The sequence below is a fragment of the Candidatus Hydrogenedentota bacterium genome (genome assembly GCA_019637335.1).
In the GTDB taxonomy this organism is placed as follows: domain Bacteria; phylum Hydrogenedentota; class Hydrogenedentia; order Hydrogenedentales; family JAEUWI01; genus JAEUWI01.
Map to the genome: position 1 here is coordinate 32649 of JAHBVV010000012.1, position 18589 is coordinate 51237.

General features: G+C 63.6%; 17 protein-coding genes. 6 read left to right on the forward strand and 11 right to left on the reverse strand.

What is annotated here, in order from left to right:
* Window positions 1–187: 187 nt before the first annotated feature.
* Window positions 188–2680 carry a LysM peptidoglycan-binding domain-containing protein gene (locus tag KF886_14095; protein MBX3178488.1) on the forward strand — a complete coding sequence of 831 codons (2493 nt, stop codon included), beginning with the start codon at window positions 188–190 and terminating at the stop codon, window positions 2678–2680.
* Between the two features lie 24 nt (window positions 2681–2704).
* On the opposite strand, the gene KF886_14100 is transcribed toward KF886_14095, so the two are convergent.
* Entirely contained in the window at window positions 2705–3595 is an 891-nt protein-coding gene (locus KF886_14100; GenBank protein ID MBX3178489.1) for a hypothetical protein, read from the reverse strand.
* A 168-nt stretch (window positions 3596–3763) separates the two neighbouring features.
* Between KF886_14100 and KF886_14105 the strand changes: the two genes are divergently transcribed.
* Together KF886_14105 and KF886_14110 are read left to right on the forward strand one after the other, a co-directional pair.
* On the forward strand, window positions 3764–4756 hold the full coding sequence (locus tag KF886_14105; protein MBX3178490.1) for an aldo/keto reductase: 993 nt from the start codon (window positions 3764–3766) through the stop codon (window positions 4754–4756).
* Between the two features lie 592 nt (window positions 4757–5348).
* A complete protein-coding gene (locus KF886_14110) occupies window positions 5349–6008 on the forward strand; it encodes a transposase (protein MBX3178491.1) in 660 nt (219 codons plus the stop codon).
* 167 nt (window positions 6009–6175) lie between these two features.
* Here the strand turns inward: KF886_14110 and KF886_14115 are convergent, their stop codons facing one another.
* Window positions 6176–6343 (reverse strand): hypothetical protein, encoded by a 168-nt coding sequence (locus tag KF886_14115; protein ID MBX3178492.1) that lies wholly within the window; start codon window positions 6341–6343, stop codon window positions 6176–6178.
* Between the two features lie 329 nt (window positions 6344–6672).
* On the opposite strand from KF886_14115, the gene KF886_14120 reads away from it, so the two are divergent.
* A complete protein-coding gene (locus tag KF886_14120; GenBank protein ID MBX3178493.1) occupies window positions 6673–7017 on the forward strand; it encodes a PH domain-containing protein in 345 nt (114 codons plus the stop codon).
* A 618-nt stretch (window positions 7018–7635) separates the two neighbouring features.
* On the opposite strand, the gene KF886_14125 is transcribed toward KF886_14120, so the two are convergent.
* From KF886_14125 to KF886_14145, 5 genes are all read right to left on the reverse strand, one after another.
* Window positions 7636–8490: a hypothetical protein gene (locus KF886_14125; GenBank protein MBX3178494.1), complete on the reverse strand. Its 855-nt coding sequence runs from the start codon at window positions 8488–8490 to the stop codon at window positions 7636–7638.
* A 146-nt stretch (window positions 8491–8636) separates the two neighbouring features.
* Window positions 8637–8981 (reverse strand): flagellar protein FlaG, encoded by a 345-nt coding sequence (locus KF886_14130; GenBank protein ID MBX3178495.1) that lies wholly within the window; start codon window positions 8979–8981, stop codon window positions 8637–8639.
* Window positions 8982–9121: 140 nt separating this feature from the next.
* Complete coding sequence (locus KF886_14135; protein MBX3178496.1) at window positions 9122–9940, reverse strand: flagellin FliC; 819 nt, start codon at window positions 9938–9940, stop codon at window positions 9122–9124.
* Between the two features lie 173 nt (window positions 9941–10113).
* The gene (locus KF886_14140) at window positions 10114–10929 is read right to left on the reverse strand and encodes a flagellin FliC (protein ID MBX3178497.1); all 816 of its coding nucleotides are present in this window, start codon (window positions 10927–10929) and stop codon (window positions 10114–10116) included.
* A 214-nt stretch (window positions 10930–11143) separates the two neighbouring features.
* Window positions 11144–11959: a flagellin FliC gene (locus KF886_14145; protein MBX3178498.1), complete on the reverse strand. Its 816-nt coding sequence runs from the start codon at window positions 11957–11959 to the stop codon at window positions 11144–11146.
* A gap of 357 nt (window positions 11960–12316) precedes the next feature.
* On the opposite strand from KF886_14145, the gene KF886_14150 reads away from it, so the two are divergent.
* Window positions 12317–12601 (forward strand): hypothetical protein, encoded by a 285-nt coding sequence (locus tag KF886_14150; GenBank protein MBX3178499.1) that lies wholly within the window; start codon window positions 12317–12319, stop codon window positions 12599–12601.
* A gap of 580 nt (window positions 12602–13181) precedes the next feature.
* Here the strand turns inward: KF886_14150 and KF886_14155 are convergent.
* The 3 genes from KF886_14155 to KF886_14165 all read right to left on the reverse strand — a co-directional run bounded on the left by KF886_14155 (window position 13182) and on the right by KF886_14165 (window position 16299).
* Window positions 13182–14009, reverse strand: a complete 828-nt coding sequence (locus KF886_14155) for a sulfite exporter TauE/SafE family protein (GenBank protein ID MBX3178500.1) — start codon at window positions 14007–14009, stop codon at window positions 13182–13184.
* Window positions 14010–14103: 94 nt separating this feature from the next.
* Window positions 14104–15084, reverse strand: coding sequence for a type II secretion system protein (locus tag KF886_14160; protein MBX3178501.1), 981 nt, complete (start codon window positions 15082–15084; stop codon window positions 14104–14106).
* A gap of 150 nt (window positions 15085–15234) precedes the next feature.
* Window positions 15235–16299: an NAD-dependent epimerase/dehydratase family protein gene (locus KF886_14165; GenBank protein ID MBX3178502.1), complete on the reverse strand. Its 1065-nt coding sequence runs from the start codon at window positions 16297–16299 to the stop codon at window positions 15235–15237.
* A 171-nt stretch (window positions 16300–16470) separates the two neighbouring features.
* On the opposite strand from KF886_14165, the gene KF886_14170 reads away from it, so the two are divergent.
* On the forward strand, window positions 16471–17292 hold the full coding sequence (locus KF886_14170) for a glycosyltransferase family 2 protein (GenBank protein MBX3178503.1): 822 nt from the start codon (window positions 16471–16473) through the stop codon (window positions 17290–17292).
* A gap of 417 nt (window positions 17293–17709) precedes the next feature.
* Here the strand turns inward: KF886_14170 and KF886_14175 are convergent, their stop codons facing one another.
* The gene (locus KF886_14175) at window positions 17710–18564 is read right to left on the reverse strand and encodes a hypothetical protein (GenBank protein MBX3178504.1); all 855 of its coding nucleotides are present in this window, start codon (window positions 18562–18564) and stop codon (window positions 17710–17712) included.
* Window positions 18565–18589: the final 25 nt, after the last annotated feature.

The following is an 18589-nucleotide window of genomic DNA, read 5'->3' on the forward strand; positions in this document are numbered from 1 at the left end:
TGCGATCTCCGTCTGGAAGCCCGGGCCGCGGGCCGTTACACCCCGGCAATGGGGATAGGCCGAGACCGCCGTTGCCTGGAGCACGGGAGATCCCCCGGGAGTATGAACGCGTCCCGCCTTGAATGCTATAGTCTGCGGCAGGGAATCGCGCCGGTCCGTAACAGGGCCGCAACATTGGAGGCTGGTTGTGACCGAAGGCTACTCGCCGCAGGCGACAATGGTGAGCAAAACGCTCCTGATGACCTTTGCCGCGGGCGTGGTTATCGGATTCCTGATCGGCTGGGGCGCGGCAACATCCCGCACCAGCCCGCCGGAGACGCCCGACGCCCCCCTGGCCGATCACGCGCCGCAAGAGCTGGATCCCGCGCCCGTGGAACCGGATCCCGCCCCCGCGGAACTGCCCGCCGCCCCGGTGGCGGCGGATGCGCGGCCGCTGCCTCGCTTCGAACCCGATGTCGATGGCCTCTGGCCGCTGGAGCATGTCTTCGCCGGCGTGAGCGGTGTGAAGGCGGACGTGGCCACCCTCGAATGGCTCAACGAATTCAAGCCCGGCGGCGTGGTGTTGCGCCCCGAAAATATGCGTGATCCGTTGCAGGTCGCTTCGCTCGTGCTCCAGATCAAGCAGGCCGTCGGCCTGGGCACAACCCTGTCCGATCCCCCCGTAATCCTGTTCGCCGACAGCGAAAGCGATCTCCCGCGCCTGCTGGAGGGCGACGCGGCGGCGGTTTCGCTCGCGTCGATCTCCACCGAGACCGCCGAGGCCGCCGCCGCGCGCGCGCTCGCCGGACGGCAGGCCGGTGTCGCGGGGATTCTAGGGCCCGCCCTCGAGGCCGGGATTGAAGCCGGCGCGTTGGACGGCGCCGGCATCGCCGCAATGCAGGCGCGCGCCGCCGCCATCTCCCGGGACGGCGTCGCGTACGCCAGCCGCTTGCGCGCGGGCGGCATGCTCCCCGTGGCGCGCCTGCTGCCGGGCGCCAGGATCGCGCGCGAGGAGGACGGTGTATGGCGGATACCGGCGGAGCCAATGGACGCGCTCGCGGCGTCCCTGCAGCCTTTCAAGGCCGCCGTCGACGCGGGCGTACCGGGCCTCCTCGTCGGCCATGTCGCCGTGCCCGGTATCGATGCCGATCGCCCCAACCGCCCGGCCTCCCTCTCCCCGAAGCTGATCCAGTTGCTCGTGCGCGACGACTGGGGCTACGACGGGGTCATCCTCGCCGACGATATCAATCGCCACCCGATGACGCGCGACCTGCCGCCGGAGGAAGTGGTTCTCAAGGCGCTCGTCAGCGGCTGCGACGCCGTGATTCTGCTGGACCCGGCCCCCGATCAGCTACGCGCCATCGGCGAGACCTTCGCGCAGCTCGCGCAGCGCTCCGATTTTCCGATCAGCGCGATCCAGGCGAGTAAGCGCCGCCTCGCCGCGTGGCGCGAATTCCTGAAGCAGCCCGTATCCGCCGCCGGGCCGGCCCGCATCGCGGCCGCACCCGAGGCGAAGCCGGTGGACACCCCACCGGATTCGAGCGAGACCGGCGAGACCAAAGCCGAGGACGAGTCCCCTCCAACCGCAACCGGCGCGGACGCCCAACCCGAGCTGGCGCCGGAGTCGCCGGAACCGGAGTCGCCGGAAAGCGAGCAGACGGAAAGCGAGCAGACGGAAAGCGAACAAACGGAAAGCGAACAAACGGAAAGCGATCAGACGGAAAGCGCCCCCGGCGAGACGCAGGCCCCCAGCGCGCCAACGGTGGCCGCTCCCGGCGCACCGGCGCCGGTGAGCGTCCCCGAGCCGTTCATTGAGCATACGATCGCGCAGGGCGAGACACTGACCGCCATTGCGCGGCGTTACGGCGTGTCGTTGAACGATCTCATGGCCTGGAACGGCCTGGCGGACGGCAATATCAAGTACGGCCGTAAGCTGAAGGTCCACGTAAAGGACCAGGCAACCGCCCCGGAGGCCCCAGAGCCGGAAGCAAGTCCGGAGCCAGAGCCAACACCCGCGCCGGAGAAATCACCCCAGGCGGAACCAGAATCCGTGCCGTCCCCCACGCCGGAGGCGGGTGCGGATGCCGCCGCGGAACCCGATCCGTCCGCCACGGCCGATGAACCAGCCGCGCCCGAGATGGAGCCCGAAGCCGCCGCGCCCTCTGGCGAAGAAAGTGCGGCCGCCGCACCGCGGACCGTGGAGTCCGTGGTCACGCTGGACGCCGTCGAAGCGGGCGCGCCGGACGATGCGCCCCGCGCGCCGGGACTTCCCCCGCAGCCGCCCGATACGACACGGCGGGAGCACGCCGTCCAGCCGGGCGAATCCCTGGCGTCCATCGCGGATGAATATGGCGTTACCGAAGCCGATATCCGCGCCTGGAACGCCCTCGCGGATGGCGCCATTGCGCCGGATACGCTCCCGGCGCTCGTCCTCTACCTGCCGGTTGCGGCCCCCGACGCGGAAGACGCGGAACCGGCGCCGCCGGCCACGCCGGAACCGGTCGAAGCGACTCCGGCGCCCGCCGCAACGGAGTTCACCGTGTATGAAGTCGTCGCGGGTGACAACCTGCGGCGTATCGCCATGCGCTTCGGGGTTACCCAGAAGGCCATCATGGAACTGAACAACCTCAAAATCGCCGACCATGTCGTGATCGGCTGGAAACTCAAGATCCCGAAACCGGAGGGCGCGGCGCCGCCCTGAACCGCCGAAATCGGGCCCGCGCCCTTACCGGCCCCGGCCACCGCCCGGCCCGCCGCCAAAACCGCCGCCGAAACCGCCGCGCCCTTCGCCGAAACCGCCGCCGCCCGAGTTCCAAAGCAGCGCCCCGGGATTGGTGCTGAACAGCGGGCTCGATATGGCCGATCGCACCGCCTGCTCAAACGCCGCCTGGTCGCCCGGGCGGGATATCCCGAACTGCGTTGCGATCGCGCCCAGCATGTCCTGCTGCTGCTCGATCATCAGTTGGCGCGCGTCATCCATCACCTGGCCGAACGCCCGGCCCAGCGCCTCCCGTTCCTCGTCCGTCTCCGCAAGCCGCATCTGGCTGCGCAGGTCGAACATCTCAAACGATTTCTGTTCCAGCGCGATCAGGCGCTGCTGCATCTCCGGCGTGCTCGAGTGCTCCAGCTCGCCCGTGAAGAAATTGGACATGTTCTCCTGAAGCCGCGCCGTGAATTCCTGGCGCCGGGCCTCCCGCTCCTCGGGCGTGCCGCCCCAGCGGCCTTCACCCGGACCGCGCCGCCCGCCTTCGGGGCGGGAGCCGTCCTCCCGCGCCGGCGCGCCTTCCACCGCCGGCTCTGGAGCCAGCTCCAGGGCCGCGTCCGCGATCGGAGCCGATTCCGCCGCAAAGTCCGGGGCCGCCGGCCGCTGGGTGGACTCCAGCATCGCGTACGCGGCGTCCAGCCGATCGTTGAACTGGTCGCGCTCACGCTCCAGCCGCGCCAGCTTGTCCTGGGACTCGCTGTTCGCGGTCTTAAGCGCGGCAAGCTCCCGCTCCGTCTGCGCCAGCGCCGCCGACGTCTCCATCCACTGCGGCATCAGCCATTGGTGCATGCCCCCCGCACCCGCAATAACCCCCAATACAAGCGCCAGTGCCCCAATTACGATCGCTTTCATCTATCCAGCCTTTCTTGTTGAACTGCCACCGGCCGCGTCCGGGGCGGGCCACCGGGACCGCCCGGACATCGTTTGAGCGAACACCCCTATTGTAAACCAAAACGCCCCCTTGCGGCGCGATTGTTTCTCCGCGCATAATTGTCCCGGAATGACAGAAGGAGTACAGCCATGCGTCACAGCACCCTCGGGCAAACCGATATCGACCTCCCCGTTATCAGCTTCGGCGCCTGGGCAATAGGCGGCTGGATGTGGGGCGGGCCCGACGACGCCAGCGCCATACGCGCGCTCCATGCCGCCGTCGACGCCGGCATCACGTGCATCGACACCGCCCCGACCTACGGCATGGGCCACAGCGAACATCTCGTCGGCCAGGCCCTCCACGGCTGCCGGGATCGGGTCATCCTGGCCACCAAATGCGGGATGCGGTGGGATCGCGCCGAAGGCCACCGCCAGTTGGACACGGCCATGAACGACGGCACGCCCTGCACCGTATACCGAAACGGGCGCCCGGAGTCCATCCGCGAGGAATGCGAGCTCAGCCTCAAACGCCTCCGCACCGACGTCATCGATCTATACCAGGTCCACTGGCCCGACAGCACCTGGCCGCTCGACGATACCATGGACACGCTGCTCCGCCTCAAGGAAGCCGGAAAGATCCGCGCCATCGGCGTCAGCAACTTCGATACGGACATGATCCGCCTTTGCCAGACGAAGGGGCGGGTCGACAGCGTGCAGCCCCGATACAACGCGCTCCAGCGCGAGCCGGAAGCGGATCTTCTCCCCTTCTGCGTGGAGCGGCAAATCGGCGTCCTCGCCTACAGCCCCATCGCCCAGGGCCTCCTCACGGGCAAGGTCACCATGGAACGGACCTTCCCGGACGGCGACGTGCGCAACCGCAACGCCCTCTTCGAACCGGAGAACCGCCGCAAGATCCTCGACATGCTGCAACGCGTCGAACCCGTCGCCCGCGACCACCACCTCACCCTCGGCCAGCTCTTTACCGCCTGGCTCGTACACCAGCCCGGCGTCACCACGGCGCTCGTCGGCGCGCGAAATCCGGAGCAGGTCCTCGAAAACGCCAAAGCCGGAGAAGCAACGCTGAGCGACGAAACGTTGGCGCTAATCCGGAGCGAGCTCGAAAGCCTCGGCGCACTCAAGTAGTTTGCTCCTGCATCCGCAACGCGCGATTCGACGGCATTCAATTTCTCCGTTGACGTAGGGCCTCCATGCTGCTATTGTTACTCTCAGACACGCATTCGGGAGTACTGTAGATAGTTTTATGTCTACCGATAGCCATGATAGAGGAATAAAGAATGATTGCCTTGGAATGTCCTCGTTGTGGGAAAACTTTACGAATCGATGAGGCCTTTAAAGGGGCCCAGGGAAAGTGCAAGGCTTGTGGTGGGATAGTACAAGTGCCTGACTTGCAGCCTGAAATCGACGCTGGCCGCTCTGATCAAACCGCCAATCCACAAAGCATGCGTTCGCTTCAGTCTACTCATCCAGGACCCTCCCCCGCTTATTTGCACGCATCAACGAATGAGCCCCTCACCCTGTACTCGAGGCCGGTACCGGCATATCTGGTTAATTCCCTTTCGAAGAATGAGTGCATTGTAGCTATATTTAAAGTTCACTGGTGTGCGTGGATGATGGAGTATAAAACTTTCTGTAAAAGGGGCTAGACAAAGATGGCCGTCATTTGCTCCAGTCTAGGTGTTTTTGGAAGAAGCCAAGACGAGGAGTAATGACAGCCATGAAGGATTTTGCGGATTATCTGAGCCAGATTCAAGAAGGAGGGGAGGTAGACATCATGAAGTTGATGCTGGAGACCATGGCGAAGGCGGTGATGGAGGCTGGTGTGGCCGAGCACGTGGGGGCGGACCGTCACGAGCGCTCGGAAGGCCGGAAAGGCCATCGGAACGGGTACAAGCCGCGCAAGCTCAAGACCCCGGGTTGGCGAGCTTTCCTGGATGTCCCCCAGGTGCGCGGCACGGAGCCGTATTCGCGCTGTTCTTCGCCAAATGGGGCAGGCGAGCGAGCGCTGACGGCCTGCGCGGAGATGTATTTCATGGGCGTATCCACCCGGAAAGTGAAGCACGTGGAGAAGATGGGCGGTTTTGGCCTGTCGGCGAAGCACGGTTTCCTGCGTGGCCCAGGAGCTGGACGAGGAGCTCGCGGAGTTTCGGGAGCGCCGTCTGGACGAGCGGGAATGGCGCGGCGACGGTGGACGCGTGCTACGTCAAAGCCCGCTCTCACGGTAGGGTGCGCAAGCAGGCCGCTCTCGTGGTTTGCGGGCATCAACGATGACGGGCGCCGAAATTCTCACCTGGCGTCTGGCGCGGATTTGGAAAGCAAGGCCACTGGACCGAGGTGTTCCGCGAATTTGGACCCAGCGTGGCGTCACAGGCGTTGAAGCTGGTCGTCTCGGACGGGCACCTGGGCATACAGCGGCGGTGGGCACGCGGGTCCCAGGCCACCAGCGTTGCTGGACCCACTTCCAGCGCAACGCGCTGGCAAGTGGGTCACAAGGATAAGCCGCTGGCGCAGAGGCACCCGAGGCCGCCCGGAAGATTGAAGACGTCAAAGACAAGCCTGGCCGAAGCGGGCGCGTCGCGGAAACGCTGGGAAAATCAACCACCACCAGTCGCCACGCAAATACGGGAACAGTTCGAGGAGACCCTTGCCACGCACGACGCGGCCCGTGCCCAGGCGGCGGGTGTACACGACGAACATGATCGAGCGGGTCATGGCTGAGATCAAGCGGCGAACGATGTCGTGGGCATCTTCCCCAATGTGGCGTCCGCGGACAGGCGATTGGCGCGCTGCTCGAACGCCATGAAAGCTGGGTCTGTGAGCGGGCGCGCTACCTTACGATGAACTGGGTGGACGAACGCAGGGCGAATACGAAGAAGCAGAAGCAGAACGCGGCATAACCAATACTAGTACAGTTTCCCCCTCCCCCCGGGGGGAGGGGGAAACTGAAAAACAACCCGAGGTCAAAACCTAAACCCAGGCTTCAACCAAGACACCAAGACAAATTACAGAAAGTTCTTGACACCAACGCGTGGATTCCCTTTGTGTTCTTGCTTATCATCAGTCTGCCCTTTATGTTACTCCCACTGCCTTTTATGTTACTCCCACTTCCGTTGGCGATCTATACGTTCTTGCGGGTGAATAGCAGGGGCTATGCGTTGACGAGCAAGCGTGTAATCGCCAAGCAGGGTATTATCTCCCTGAACACCGAAGAAATGCGGATTGACCGCATTGAGAACATCCGGATCTCGAGAGGGATTATGGAATCAATACTTGGTGGCGGGTCTTTGGTTGTCACAGGGATAGGCGGCAGCAAGGTGGTGTTGAAGTGTATCTGCGCACCCGAATTAGCAAAGAAGATGATTGAAGTGTTAACTGAGGATTCGTAGCGGTTTTTCCGACCGACAGGTTAATTGAATGAAACGTGAAACTGAGAACCAGCTACGAAAATTGCTTATTGCCCAGAACGCCGAGATGAGACGGCAAAGGCAATTTGCGGTCGTCTTTGCGATCGCCGTTTTTTCACCGCTTTTCCTTATGTCAATGGTGTTTCTTGCCCCCGCCATACTTCTCCCAAGTCAGAATTCGGCTGCCGGCGGCCAATCGAATCCAGACCGATCCGATGAAGTTGCTCGCCCTGCGTTGCAGGCGCCCCGATCCAATGCGTACTCAGTAAGCCCGGCGCCTCACCTGACTCTCGAGAACGAAATGCCAGATAAAGTATACACGTCCGATGGCTACTATCACCTTCGTAAGGACTGCTTTGAAATAACGGGAACCCCCGGAATGTCGAGTGGCGCCAGCGCCGTAAAACGTGAGCTGGAACCATGCCGCCAATGTACTTGATTTGGCGGTAGCTGACCAGAAAAGGTTGGTCCGGGGAGATAGGGCGCTGCGTGAAGATTCGCCATTCGGCATATCCGCCCCACCTGTTCCAAACGTGGGTGAGCATGCACATATGAAATCAGGCTTCGACGGCGAGAGCGAACCACCGCATAAGTCTCGCGCTATTCCATCGTCCAGTCTTCCCCCTTCTTGCGCAGCGTGGTCGACGTTTTTCCGCCTTCCTCCTTGAAAACGATCGTCGCGACTTCACCGCGTACGAAAACCCCCTGCAAGTTCTGGGCGCGCATCGCGGGATCGGGCGCCATCTGCTTCACCATTTCGAGGAACGCTTCCTTGCCGACCTCGGCGATATACGCCTCCAGTTGCTGGACCCGTTCGGGCGTGGTCATCTTGCGCACCGTGTCGAGGTCGCCGCTCGCCAGCGCCTCCTCAAAGCGGATGTACGCCTTCATCGGCGCGCTGTCCATCCCTTCCTGGCCCTGAAGCACGGTGGCGGGCGTCGCCTTGGTTACGGGGGCGCGAAACGTGGCCGTGAAGGAATAGGCGGGGATACCAAAGTCGGGATCGCCCTCCGCCCCGTGCGCAACCGACCCCGTCAGCACCCCCTCGGCCAGCGCAAGCGAGTCCACCCCGCCCGCGCTGCCGCCCAGCGTGAAAAAGGGCATGGAGGACTGGGGATTGCCCATCGCCGCGTAGACCGTCCCGTACACCTCGCGGGACTCGCCTTTCGGATCGAAGCGCAAGAGAACGCCCCGGAGCGCCCCCTCGCGCGCGCGGGCGTCGAGACCGAAAAGTATCGGCGCCTCCAAACCGGTCGGGTCGACCTTCCGATCGCTCAGGAGAATACGGAGCTCCGGGCCATCGCCCATGCCCTCCGCATCGTCAAAATCCAGCACCAGAATGTGGCCCAACGGGACCGCCTCGCCGCCGGCGTTGAGCTCGCCCTTCAATTCGGGCTCTGCGGCGGCGGCGAAAAGCGGGAAGCAAGCGGCGAAAAGCAAGACGAAACGGCCCATGGAAGTTCTCCTGACTCACGAGGAACGCAACACGGGGGCTCCGGCCAGCGGCGCTGGGGAGCCCGGCGAAAGAATACGCCAACCTTAACGCCGGATCCAAGCCGTGCGGCCCAGCCGCCCCGCGGGGCCGATGCGCGCCGTTCGGGTCAGGTTTCGCGGTTAAACAGCAAGCCTTCGAGGCGGTTGAAGCGGACCGAGAGTTCCAGCAGCGCCTCCGGCGGAATCTGGCGGATCACCTGATTGTTCTCGTCCAGCACCTGCGCCACGATTTGCTTGCTCTCTTCATCCACCCGCAGCCGCGTGTTCGGCGGCAGCGGTTGTTGGACGCCCAGGCGCCGAGGCACCCCGCTCGGGCGCGCGGCGGCTTCCCGCGCCGCCGCGGAGGCCGCGCGGGCGTCGTTCTCCGGCGCCGGCGGGGCGGGTCTCGTGCTCTGGGCGCGTTCCGGCACGGCCTGCGTCCGGGCGCTGCTTTCTATAGCATTTAGTTCCATGCGTGCGACTCCTTTCTCGCGCGGCTGCGTGGAGCGCCACCCGGGCTGTCCATGCCCGGGGGCCGGGTAGGCTCCGGCCGCCTATCGTCCCCGGCCATTCGCGCTGGCCGGTGTGGATTCGTTTGTTATTGGGCTATTTGTTAACCGTTCAACAGGTTCAGCGCGCTCTGCGGCGTAACATTCGCCTGCGCAAGCACGCTCACGCCCGCATTCACGAGGATCTGGTTGCGCGTGAACAGGATCGTCTCCCGCGCGATGTCCGCGTCCCGGATCGCGCTCTCCGCCGCCGCCGCGTTCTCTTCCTGGATCGCCAGGGTGTTCACCGTGAATTCCAGGCGGTTCTGGAAGGCCCCAAGCGTGCTGCGAAGTGAATTGACGCTCGCAAGCGCCACATCCACGAAGCTCAGCGCCGAGACGGCCCCCGCCGCGGTCGACACGGTGATCCCGCTGATGCGCAGATCCGATGTGCGCGCCCCCGCAACGCCAACCGTCAGCGTCTGGCTTACATTCGCGCCCGACTGAAGCGTGATCGACTGGTTCGCGCTCAATACCGCGATCCCGTTGAACTGCGTGTCCAGCGCGATATCCTCAATCTGGTTGAGAAGCTCGCGCACCTCCGTGTTCAACGCCGTGCGGTTGTCCGTGCTCTGCGTGCCGTTCGCCGCCTGGATCGCAAGCTCCCGGATGCGCTGGAGAATATTCGTCGTCTCGCTCAGCGCGCCCTCCGCCGTCTGCACGAGACTGATGCCATCCTGGGCGTTCCGCTGCGCGGCCTGCGATCCCCGAACCTGCGACCGGAAACCCTCGGCAATCGCAAGGCCCGCGGCATCATCGCTGGCGCGGTTGATGCGCAGGCCGCTGCTCAAGCGCTCCAGGCTCTTCGTGAGCGCGCGCGTGGAACGATCCAGCGCCCGGCCCGTATTCAGGGCCGGCACGTTCGTATTGATACGAAGTCCCATGGTCTTACCTCCTGAGTCTCCCGGACGGGTATCCCTAACCGGCCGGGCGGGGCATTAATCTAACGTCGCGCACTCCTTTCCCTGCAATTCACCCAGCCCCGGCGCCGCGCGGGCGCCGGGGCGATGACATCATCCGATTTCGCGGGGGCGGCTCGCCGGCTCGCCCCCCGCGCCTACCCCAGCAGCTGGAGCGCCGTCTGCGGCACAACGTTGGACTGCGCCAACACCGACGTGCCCGCGCTCACCAGGATCTGGTTACGCGTAAACAGGATCGTTTCGCGCGCAATATCCGCATCCCGGATTGCGCTCTCCGAAGCCGCCGAGTTCTCCTCCTGGATCGCCAGCGTGTTGATCGTGAACTCGAGACGGTTCTGGAACGCGCCCAGCGTGCTCCGGAGCGAGTTCACGCTCCGGATCGCGTTGTCCACCGTGCTGATTGCCGCAACCGCCAGCGACGCAACCGAAAGCGTCACCGCGCTCACGCCGATATCCGCCGCGCGCGCGCCGCTCACCGACACCGTCAGCGTCTGGCTCACATACGCGCCCGCCTGCAACGTCACCGTCTGCGCGCTGCTCAGCACGCTGATGCCGTTGAATTGCGTGTCCGTGGCGATGTTGTTGATCTGGCCGATCAGCTCGTTGACTTCCCGCGTGAGCGCAAGCCGGTTGTCCGTGCTCTGCGTGCCGTTGGCCGCCTGAACCGCCAACTCCCGGATGCGCTGGAGAATGTTGGTCGTCTGGCTCAGCGCGCCTTCCGCCGTCTGCACAAGGCTGACGCCGTCCTGCGCGTTCCGCTGTGCAACCTGCGATCCGCGCACCACCGAACGGAAGGTCTCCGCAATCGCGAGGCCCGCCGCATCATCCGCCGCGCGGTTGATCCGGAGGCCGCTCGAAAGCCGTTCCAGGCTGCGGTTCAGGTCCAGGGTCGAGCGCTGCAATGTCCGCGCCGCGTTCAGCGACGACACGTTGGTATTAATTCGAAGTCCCATAGTCAATTTCCTCCATGAGTGGCCAGAGGGATTCCCTTACCCTCCGTATTTGATGAGGTGTTTCCAGTGCGATACTACCTGGGCGGACGCGACGCGACTCGCGTTTCGCCCCGAACCGGGGTTGCCGTCCTCCTTTCCGTTCTTTAAGAGCCCTGCGGGGCGGCCGGCGGGAAATCCCTTTCCGGGTCCGGCCGCCCCGGCGTTATTGCGTCCTTTATCCGAGCAACTGCAGCGCCGTCTGCGGCACCACATTCGCCTGCGCAAGCACCGAGGTGCCCGCATTCACCAGAATTTGATTCCGGGTGAATCGAATCGTTTCCTGCGCGATATCCGCATCCCGGATCGCGCTCTCCGAAGAAGCCGAATTCTCCTCCTGGATCGCCAGCGTGCTGATCGTGAACTCGAGCCGGTTCTGGAACGCGCCAAGCGTGCTCCGGAGCGTGTTCACGCTGCGGATCGCGTTATCAATCGTGCTGATCGCCGCCACCGCCAGCGACGCCACCGAAAGCGTCACCGCGCTCACGCCGATGTCCGCCGCGCGCGCGCCGCTCACCGACACCGTCAGCGTCTGGCTCACATACGCCCCAGACTGCAGCGTAACCGTCTGCGCGCTGCTCAACACGCTGATGCCGTTGAACTGCGTGTCCTTCGCAATATCGTTGATCTGGCCGATCAGTTCATTCACCTCGCGCGTAAGCGCCAGGCGGTTGTCCGTGCTCTGCGTGCCGTTCGCGGCCTGTACCGCAAGCTCCCGGATGCGCTGCAAGATATTCGTCGTTTCGCTCAGCGCGCCCTCCGCCGTCTGCACCAGGCTGATGCCATCCTGCGAGTTCCGCTGCGCGACCTGCGCACCGCGAACGACCGAACGAAAGCTCTCGGCAATCGCCAGGCCCGCCGCGTCATCGGCCGCCCGGTTGATCCGGAGGCCGCTCGAAAGCCGCTCCAGGCTGCGGTTCAAATCCAGCGTCGACCGGCGAAGTACCCGCGCCGTGTTCAACGCCGAAACATTGGTGTTGATGCGAAGTCCCATCGTAATTTCCTCCTTGAGTGGTTAGTGCGGCGCGTCCATGCGCCGCAACGGAAACCCGACGCCGTGGAGCACCGCGCTCCGTCCCATGGCGGCGTGTTCCCAAGACCGGCTCCTACGCGGATGCCGGCCAGGTCCCATTGATTCACTTCGCGGCCCCGCCCGGATTTCCCAAACATGTCCCGTGCCGGGATTTCCGCCAAAAGGGGCCGTATCAAACGTTTCCGGATGGCCGGGCTTCCTGCCCGGCGGCCAGATTATTTCGAAGTCATTCGATCAAACGTCGTAAAGATTCAACTGTTGTAACCGGACCGCATGGTCCATCGCGGGCGCCTGCCCCGCCAGATGGCGTTATCCTCCATGATGTGGCTCGAACGCGTCCCTGCGTTCTCGTTCCGTTTTCAACGTGGCGTCGGCCGGGTCTTTTTCGGCTTACCTGACGTTTTTATCGGCAACTTTAGCGAAAACTTTAGAAAAAAATTTAGTCCCCCACAAAGCAAAAACCACTATCAGCCGACCAAAACCGCCGATTACGCCCGAAATCCAGGCCGCCGCCCGCTTTTCCAGTTCGACAAGCCCGAAAATTCAGGAAAAAAATTGGCTCATCCGGTTGGAAGGCACATCGGCAACGATGACGGCAAATAGGAGTCGATTGCTCGGTTCTCCTTTCCGGGCGGCGACGCCAAGAGCGGATACGAGATTCCTTGGACCATCTCTGTAGTGCAGACTGAATATTCGGCTGAGGGACTGGATGCCAACGCACTCTTTCGGCCCGAAGGGCCAACGCAGTTTTCAGCCTTGGGAAACGCCCAGGGATTGAGCGGTGGGTTTCTTATACGCCCTGAAAGGGTCGAAGATACGCCGAAGGCGGACAGGCAGTTGAACTTCAGATACGCTGGACTGACTCACTGCGCTGCCCTTTCAGGGCGGGGAAGCCGGTGTCCCCGTGTTCCCCGGGCGTTGCCCGGGGCTGGGAGCTGCACTGGCCCTTCGGGCCGAAAGAGCAGTCGATACGATCTCACCAACAGAGGCCGCAACCGGCATACATTGGCGGTTCCGGATAATTGGGACACGGAGAAACGGCTATGAAAAATCCCGTACGCTCCAACCGGATGAGCCAAAAAATTCGCCGAGCTCACCCCAAGCCCCGCGCCACCCGATCACGCCCCGATCTGGGCTGATAGTTCGCCGCAGGCGAGTTTGGGTATCCCGCCACGCCGCGCCCCTACCGCACCATCCACCCAATCGCCCCCTGGATCACCTGTACATCGAATAGCAGCTGCACCCCCGCCAGCAGCGTCAACACCATGATGATCCGGCTGAACCACCATTCCGACACCCGGTGGTGCATCCAGTGCCCCAGCCACGACCCGAGCGGGATCAGCGCGACCAGGCACAGATCGAACAGCAACACATCCGTCTTAATCAGCCCGGCCCACGCGTAGAACGGCAGCTTGGTGATGTTGATCAGCGTGAAGGTCCACGCCACCGTCCCCACGAACAGCGTCTTGCCGAAACCCTGCGAATATACATACAGGCTCACGATCGGGCCCGCCGCGTGCGCGATGGTCGATGTGAATCCCGCGAGCACCCCGGCGATCACCGCCGTTCTCGGCCCCGCGCGATGCCGCGCCACCCACGCCATGGAACGGTCCTTCGCCAGGATGTACAGCCCGAAAACTATCGCAATGACCCCGACCATCCGCTTGATCAGCAGGCTGTAAAACGCCACCCCGTCCTGCCCGATCTTCCACCACACCGCGGCTCCAACCAGAATCCCAGCGCACGCCGGAACAAAGATCGCCAGGATCACCCGCCAGTCCTTATTGCGCCGGTGGTGGTAGATCGCGTTCAGGTCGCACAGGATCAGCAGCGGCAGCAGTGTCGCCGCGACCTTGTCCACCGGCATCACCAGCATCATCAGCGGGAGCGACAGGATCCCCGCGCCCCCCGCGAACCCGGACTTGCTGATGCCCTGGATGACGATTGCGACCGCCGCAAACAGCCAGAACAGGATCGGCGGCACGCCGGGCTCGATAAAGGCGTCAAACATATGCGGGGATCTCGCGCGAAGAATGCAGAGGGCGTAAAAGAAGCGGCAGGTCCGAAGACCTGCCGCGCGGAATGGAATCAATTTAGGCTGAACGCTACTGGACCACCTTGATGAAGGGACCCTGCCCATTCGTACCGTCGGGCAGAATGTGGATGTTGCCCGCCTGCTTGCGGTCCTCATAGCTGAAATCCAGCAGCCGATCATCATCCTTGTCACGCGTCGCCAGATACGCGATGCGCAGGCCAATCACGTGGTACCTGTGCTCGGGCTCATAGTCGACGCCTTCTGTGCCCGGCGCGCCCACCGAAAGGATGCCGCCGTCGTTGCCGCCCGGTCCGTTGCCAATCAGCACAAACCCGTCGTAGTTCGGCGGCGGAAAGAAAATGCGACCGTTCAGATCCGGATGCGACGTGTCGAACACGCGACCGTAGTCGCCGTCATCATTGCCGAGGCGAACCCAATACCGGCGTGCCGCCGTGAGCTGCCGGGAGTTGAAGGGAATATACGCATACGGCCGCACATTCGACGCGAGTTGGGCGGTTCGTTCATTCACAGCGCCCGACATCGGCGAGTTGCCGCCCGTGTACAATTCGTCCGAGAAGATATAGCCGTCCGTGCCCGGGTTCCGCACGCCCACCGGCAGGTACTCGAACAGGCTCAGCGAACCGTCCCGGTTGCTGTCGAACGAGTTCGTATAGCGGGCCACTTCGTACACATCCGTCGCGTTGTGCAAACCGATGGTGTACGTATACGGCTCCGTGACAAAGTACGGCGCGCCGAAAGGAGAAGGGAAAGGAAGGGCCTGGTCCCGCGATTCGTTCTTGATATACCCGTAGGCCGGCGGGTAACCAAACTTGTTCTCGACGCGCGCGGCGTACTCCGAAAGCGATTGCGTGATCTGTTGCATGTTCGCCTTTGTCTTGGTTTCCTGCGCCTTGTTCAGATACTGCGGCACCGCGACCGCCGTCATGCCCGCAAGCACGGCAATAATCGCGATAACTGTCAACAGTTCAATCAACGTGAAGCCTGCATTGGATGCCCAATGCGCCATCCGGCCACGATTCGTGTTCTTCATGCTTGTATCTCCCGGGAAAATATAGGGTTTGAGCTACCTTCATGATACCATCGACGGGGGAAGCGGTCAATGGTCTTGATGCATAACTATCCGCACGAAAAGAGGATAGGGCGCAAACTGCGTATTCTGGCGCATAGCCGCCCCCCGCTGTCAACCCAATACCGGCGCCAGCAGGTCCCGGTGGTCCCGGATCCAGCGGCAAACCGACGCCACCGTCGCCTCCGCCGTGAGCTCCGGACGCCAGCCCGTTGCCTCGGTCACCCGCGCGTGGTCCGTCAGGTAAAGCGGCACGTCGGCCGGCCGATCGGCAAGCTCGCTGCCAATTTCCATTGATCGGCCCGTTTCCGCCGCGCACAGCGCCGTCAGCTCGCGCAGGGATACGCTCACCGGACGCCCGCCGCCCACGTTAAACGTGCGCCCGCTCAGCGCGTCCAACTGGTCAATCTGGCGGTAGATCAGGTCGGTCAGGTCGTCAATATGCAGGATATCCCGCACCTGTTTGCCCTGGCCGCCGAAACCGATGTACGACAGCGGGCCGCCGTAGAGGTGCCGCGCCGCCCACAAGACCACCACGCCCTGATCCGCCTTGCCCATCTGCCAGGGGCCCGTGAGCACGCCGCAGCGGTTGACGATCCCGCGCAGGCCATACATCGCCAGGTACTCCAGCATCATCAGTTCCGAGGCGAGCTTCGTGGCGCCATAGAGCGACCGGCTGCCCTCCAGCGGGAAGTCCTCCGCGACGCCGCGCGCGCTCGCGCCGGCCAGGGACTGATCGGGCGCCAGCTCCAGACGCGTCTCCGCCTCCACACACGCCAGCCCGCGCAGCGCCGCAAGCGGGTACACCCGGCTGGTGGACAGGAAGATCAGCGCCGCCCCGTGCCGCCGCGCGGCCTCCAGGCAATTCAGCGTCCCCGTCAGGTTCGTATCGATCACGTACCTCGGCGACCCCTGAAAGCCCGCCAGTACCGAGGGCTCCGCGCTGCATTCGATCAGCAAATCGAAGCCGCCCGCCTCCTCCAGATCCGCCGCCACGCGGATATCACCATGCAGGAAGTCCACACCGCCCGCCCGCAGGCGCGAGAGATTCAACTCGGAACCCCGGCGCCGCAGGTTGTCGAGGGCCACGACGCGCGGCGCCCCGAAACGCGCCTTGAGGCCGAGGGCCAGGCTCGAACCCACAAACCCCGCCCCGCCCGTCACCAGAATCGATTGCATGCGCGCGCGTGTTCCCTTCCCTTGATCGCTCTGCGGTGGCGTGCCTAGAATGGACGCTGGCCCGAACATTTCCCAGCGGGATCGCGGGCCCGCCGCCCCGCCGCACGCAGGGTACACCGCCGCCGCCCGAAACAACAACCCCGGGCCGGTAAACTATCACCCCAATGGAGAATGCGCATGCCCGCTCCCGCCGCCCCGCTTCGCCCGGCGGAAAAGAATTCCCTCGTGTACTCCATCCTCATCCCGGCGTACAACGAGGAGGAAAACATCGCGCCCACCCTGGAGGCGCTCGGGGCCGCCCTGCGCGCCGAGAATATCCCCTTTGAACTCCTCGTCGTCAACGACAACAGCACCGACGGCACTGCCGCCGTCGTCGAGGGCCTGGCCAACTCGCTCCCCGAGATCCGCCTCGTCCACAACCGGCCTCCCGGCGGCCTCGGCCGCGCCATCCGCTGCGGCCTGCGCCATTTCAGCGGCGACGCCATCGCCGTCGTCATGGCCGACAGCTCCGACAGCCCCCGCGACGTCGTGCGCTGTTACCGCAAAATCGAAGAGGGCTACGACTGCGTCTACGGCTCCCGCTTCATCCGCGGCAGCCGCGTCACCCACTACCCGCCCGTGAAGCTGCTGGTCAACCGCATCGTGAACAAGGCGATGCAGGCGCTCTTCCTCACCCACCACAACGACCTCACCAACGCCTTCAAGGTCTACCGGCGCCACGTCATCGAGAGCGTGCAGCCACTCCAGGCCGCCCACTTCAACATCACCATCGAGCTCTCCCTCTCCAGCCTCATCCGCGGTTACCGCATCGCCCAGATCCCCATCGACTGGTCCGGCCGCACCTGGGGCGTCAGCAACCTCCGACTCCGAAAAATGGGACGCCGCTACCTCTGCACCCTCCTCATGATATGGTGCGAACGCCTCCTCATCCTCGACGACCTGCTGACCGAAAACAAGGCCCCGGAACCCGAACCGCGGGATTCCACGGAATAGCCCGGCTGTCCAACGCCACGCGATCAGGCGACGCGCAATGGATCGCGGACATTCCTGTCCGCGGCAGGAGGAGCGCCAGACTTCATGTGATCGTGGCGCTTGTGAAATGGCCCCGGTCCCCATTCCATTCCGGTTTTGGGGACGCGGGGATCCTATTCCAGGCCAGCCATGCCCGTCGAATGCCGAAGCGGGCGTTGCCGCAGGCAGGCCGAAGGTGCGCCGTGGCGGGAATGCCCGAGATCCTTTTACCGTGCCTCCTCTGAAATTGCCGGAGTGCCTGGGACTATACATGCTCGCTACTTCAGGCCGCTAAAGTGTTACAGACATCTCGGAGCGTACGTAGTAGCGCTTGTGTGTGGGACCAGACATCCCGGTACCGCACGTACAGCGGCGGAGCCCTCTCCGCTCTTCATCGGTTTACGGCGCCACTTCCTCGGCCAACTGCCGTTCAATCTGCTCAAGCGCTGACGCGATATTCTTTTCCATTCGCGCCAGGTCCTTCTCTTTCATTGCAATTGGCTTACTTCGGATCAGGTCGTTGCGCATGAATTGTGCGGCTTTCGCGGCCTTACGATAGTACTTTTCCCGCCGCAGGAGATCGTCCATTCTCTCCGCCCGAAGGAGGGCCTTCGAGGAATCCGGCATCCCTTCACCGGTGGAGAGTTCCTTATAGAGGTCATGGTGGCATTTTGCCGCTAGATTACTTAGCCCTTGAGCGATATGGACCGCAGCGGGAATATAGTCAGGATGCCTGTAATCGACGTTCCGCAGGATCGGTGCGGCGAATCTTTCCAGCAGCGCGATGCGCTCCTGATGGGGAATGGGCAGCGTCTCCAGCGGCGAAACGGGAAGATATGCGAAGGGAATGAGCATCACCCGATAGAAATAGTCGGACTCGGGGTTTTCAAGCAACCAGGCGTCCACCACCTGGAAAAGGAACTGAAGATCCCCTTGCTCCCTCAGAATGAGAAGCGGGCGCAGTTGAGCCCATTCCCTGATCTCCGGCGGGACGGTGGGATCGTCCCGAAGTCTTGCGCACGCTTCCAGTCGCGTATTCAGATCGCGTTCCGAGTCCTCTGCAATGTTGCGCGTGACATAGATATCTTCCCGAAGGCGCACCCCGGCATCATCGGCCTGCTGTGCCGCATACATCCAAAGCTTGCCAACATCCGATGCGCTTAGCGAGCGAACATGCTGTGCCCTGCTATCTCCCATAGGAAGCAGGACTGCAAGAACCAATGCAAGTACTACAGCTTTACTTTTGCCGGTCATGGTAACCAACTCCTTCAATTCGTGG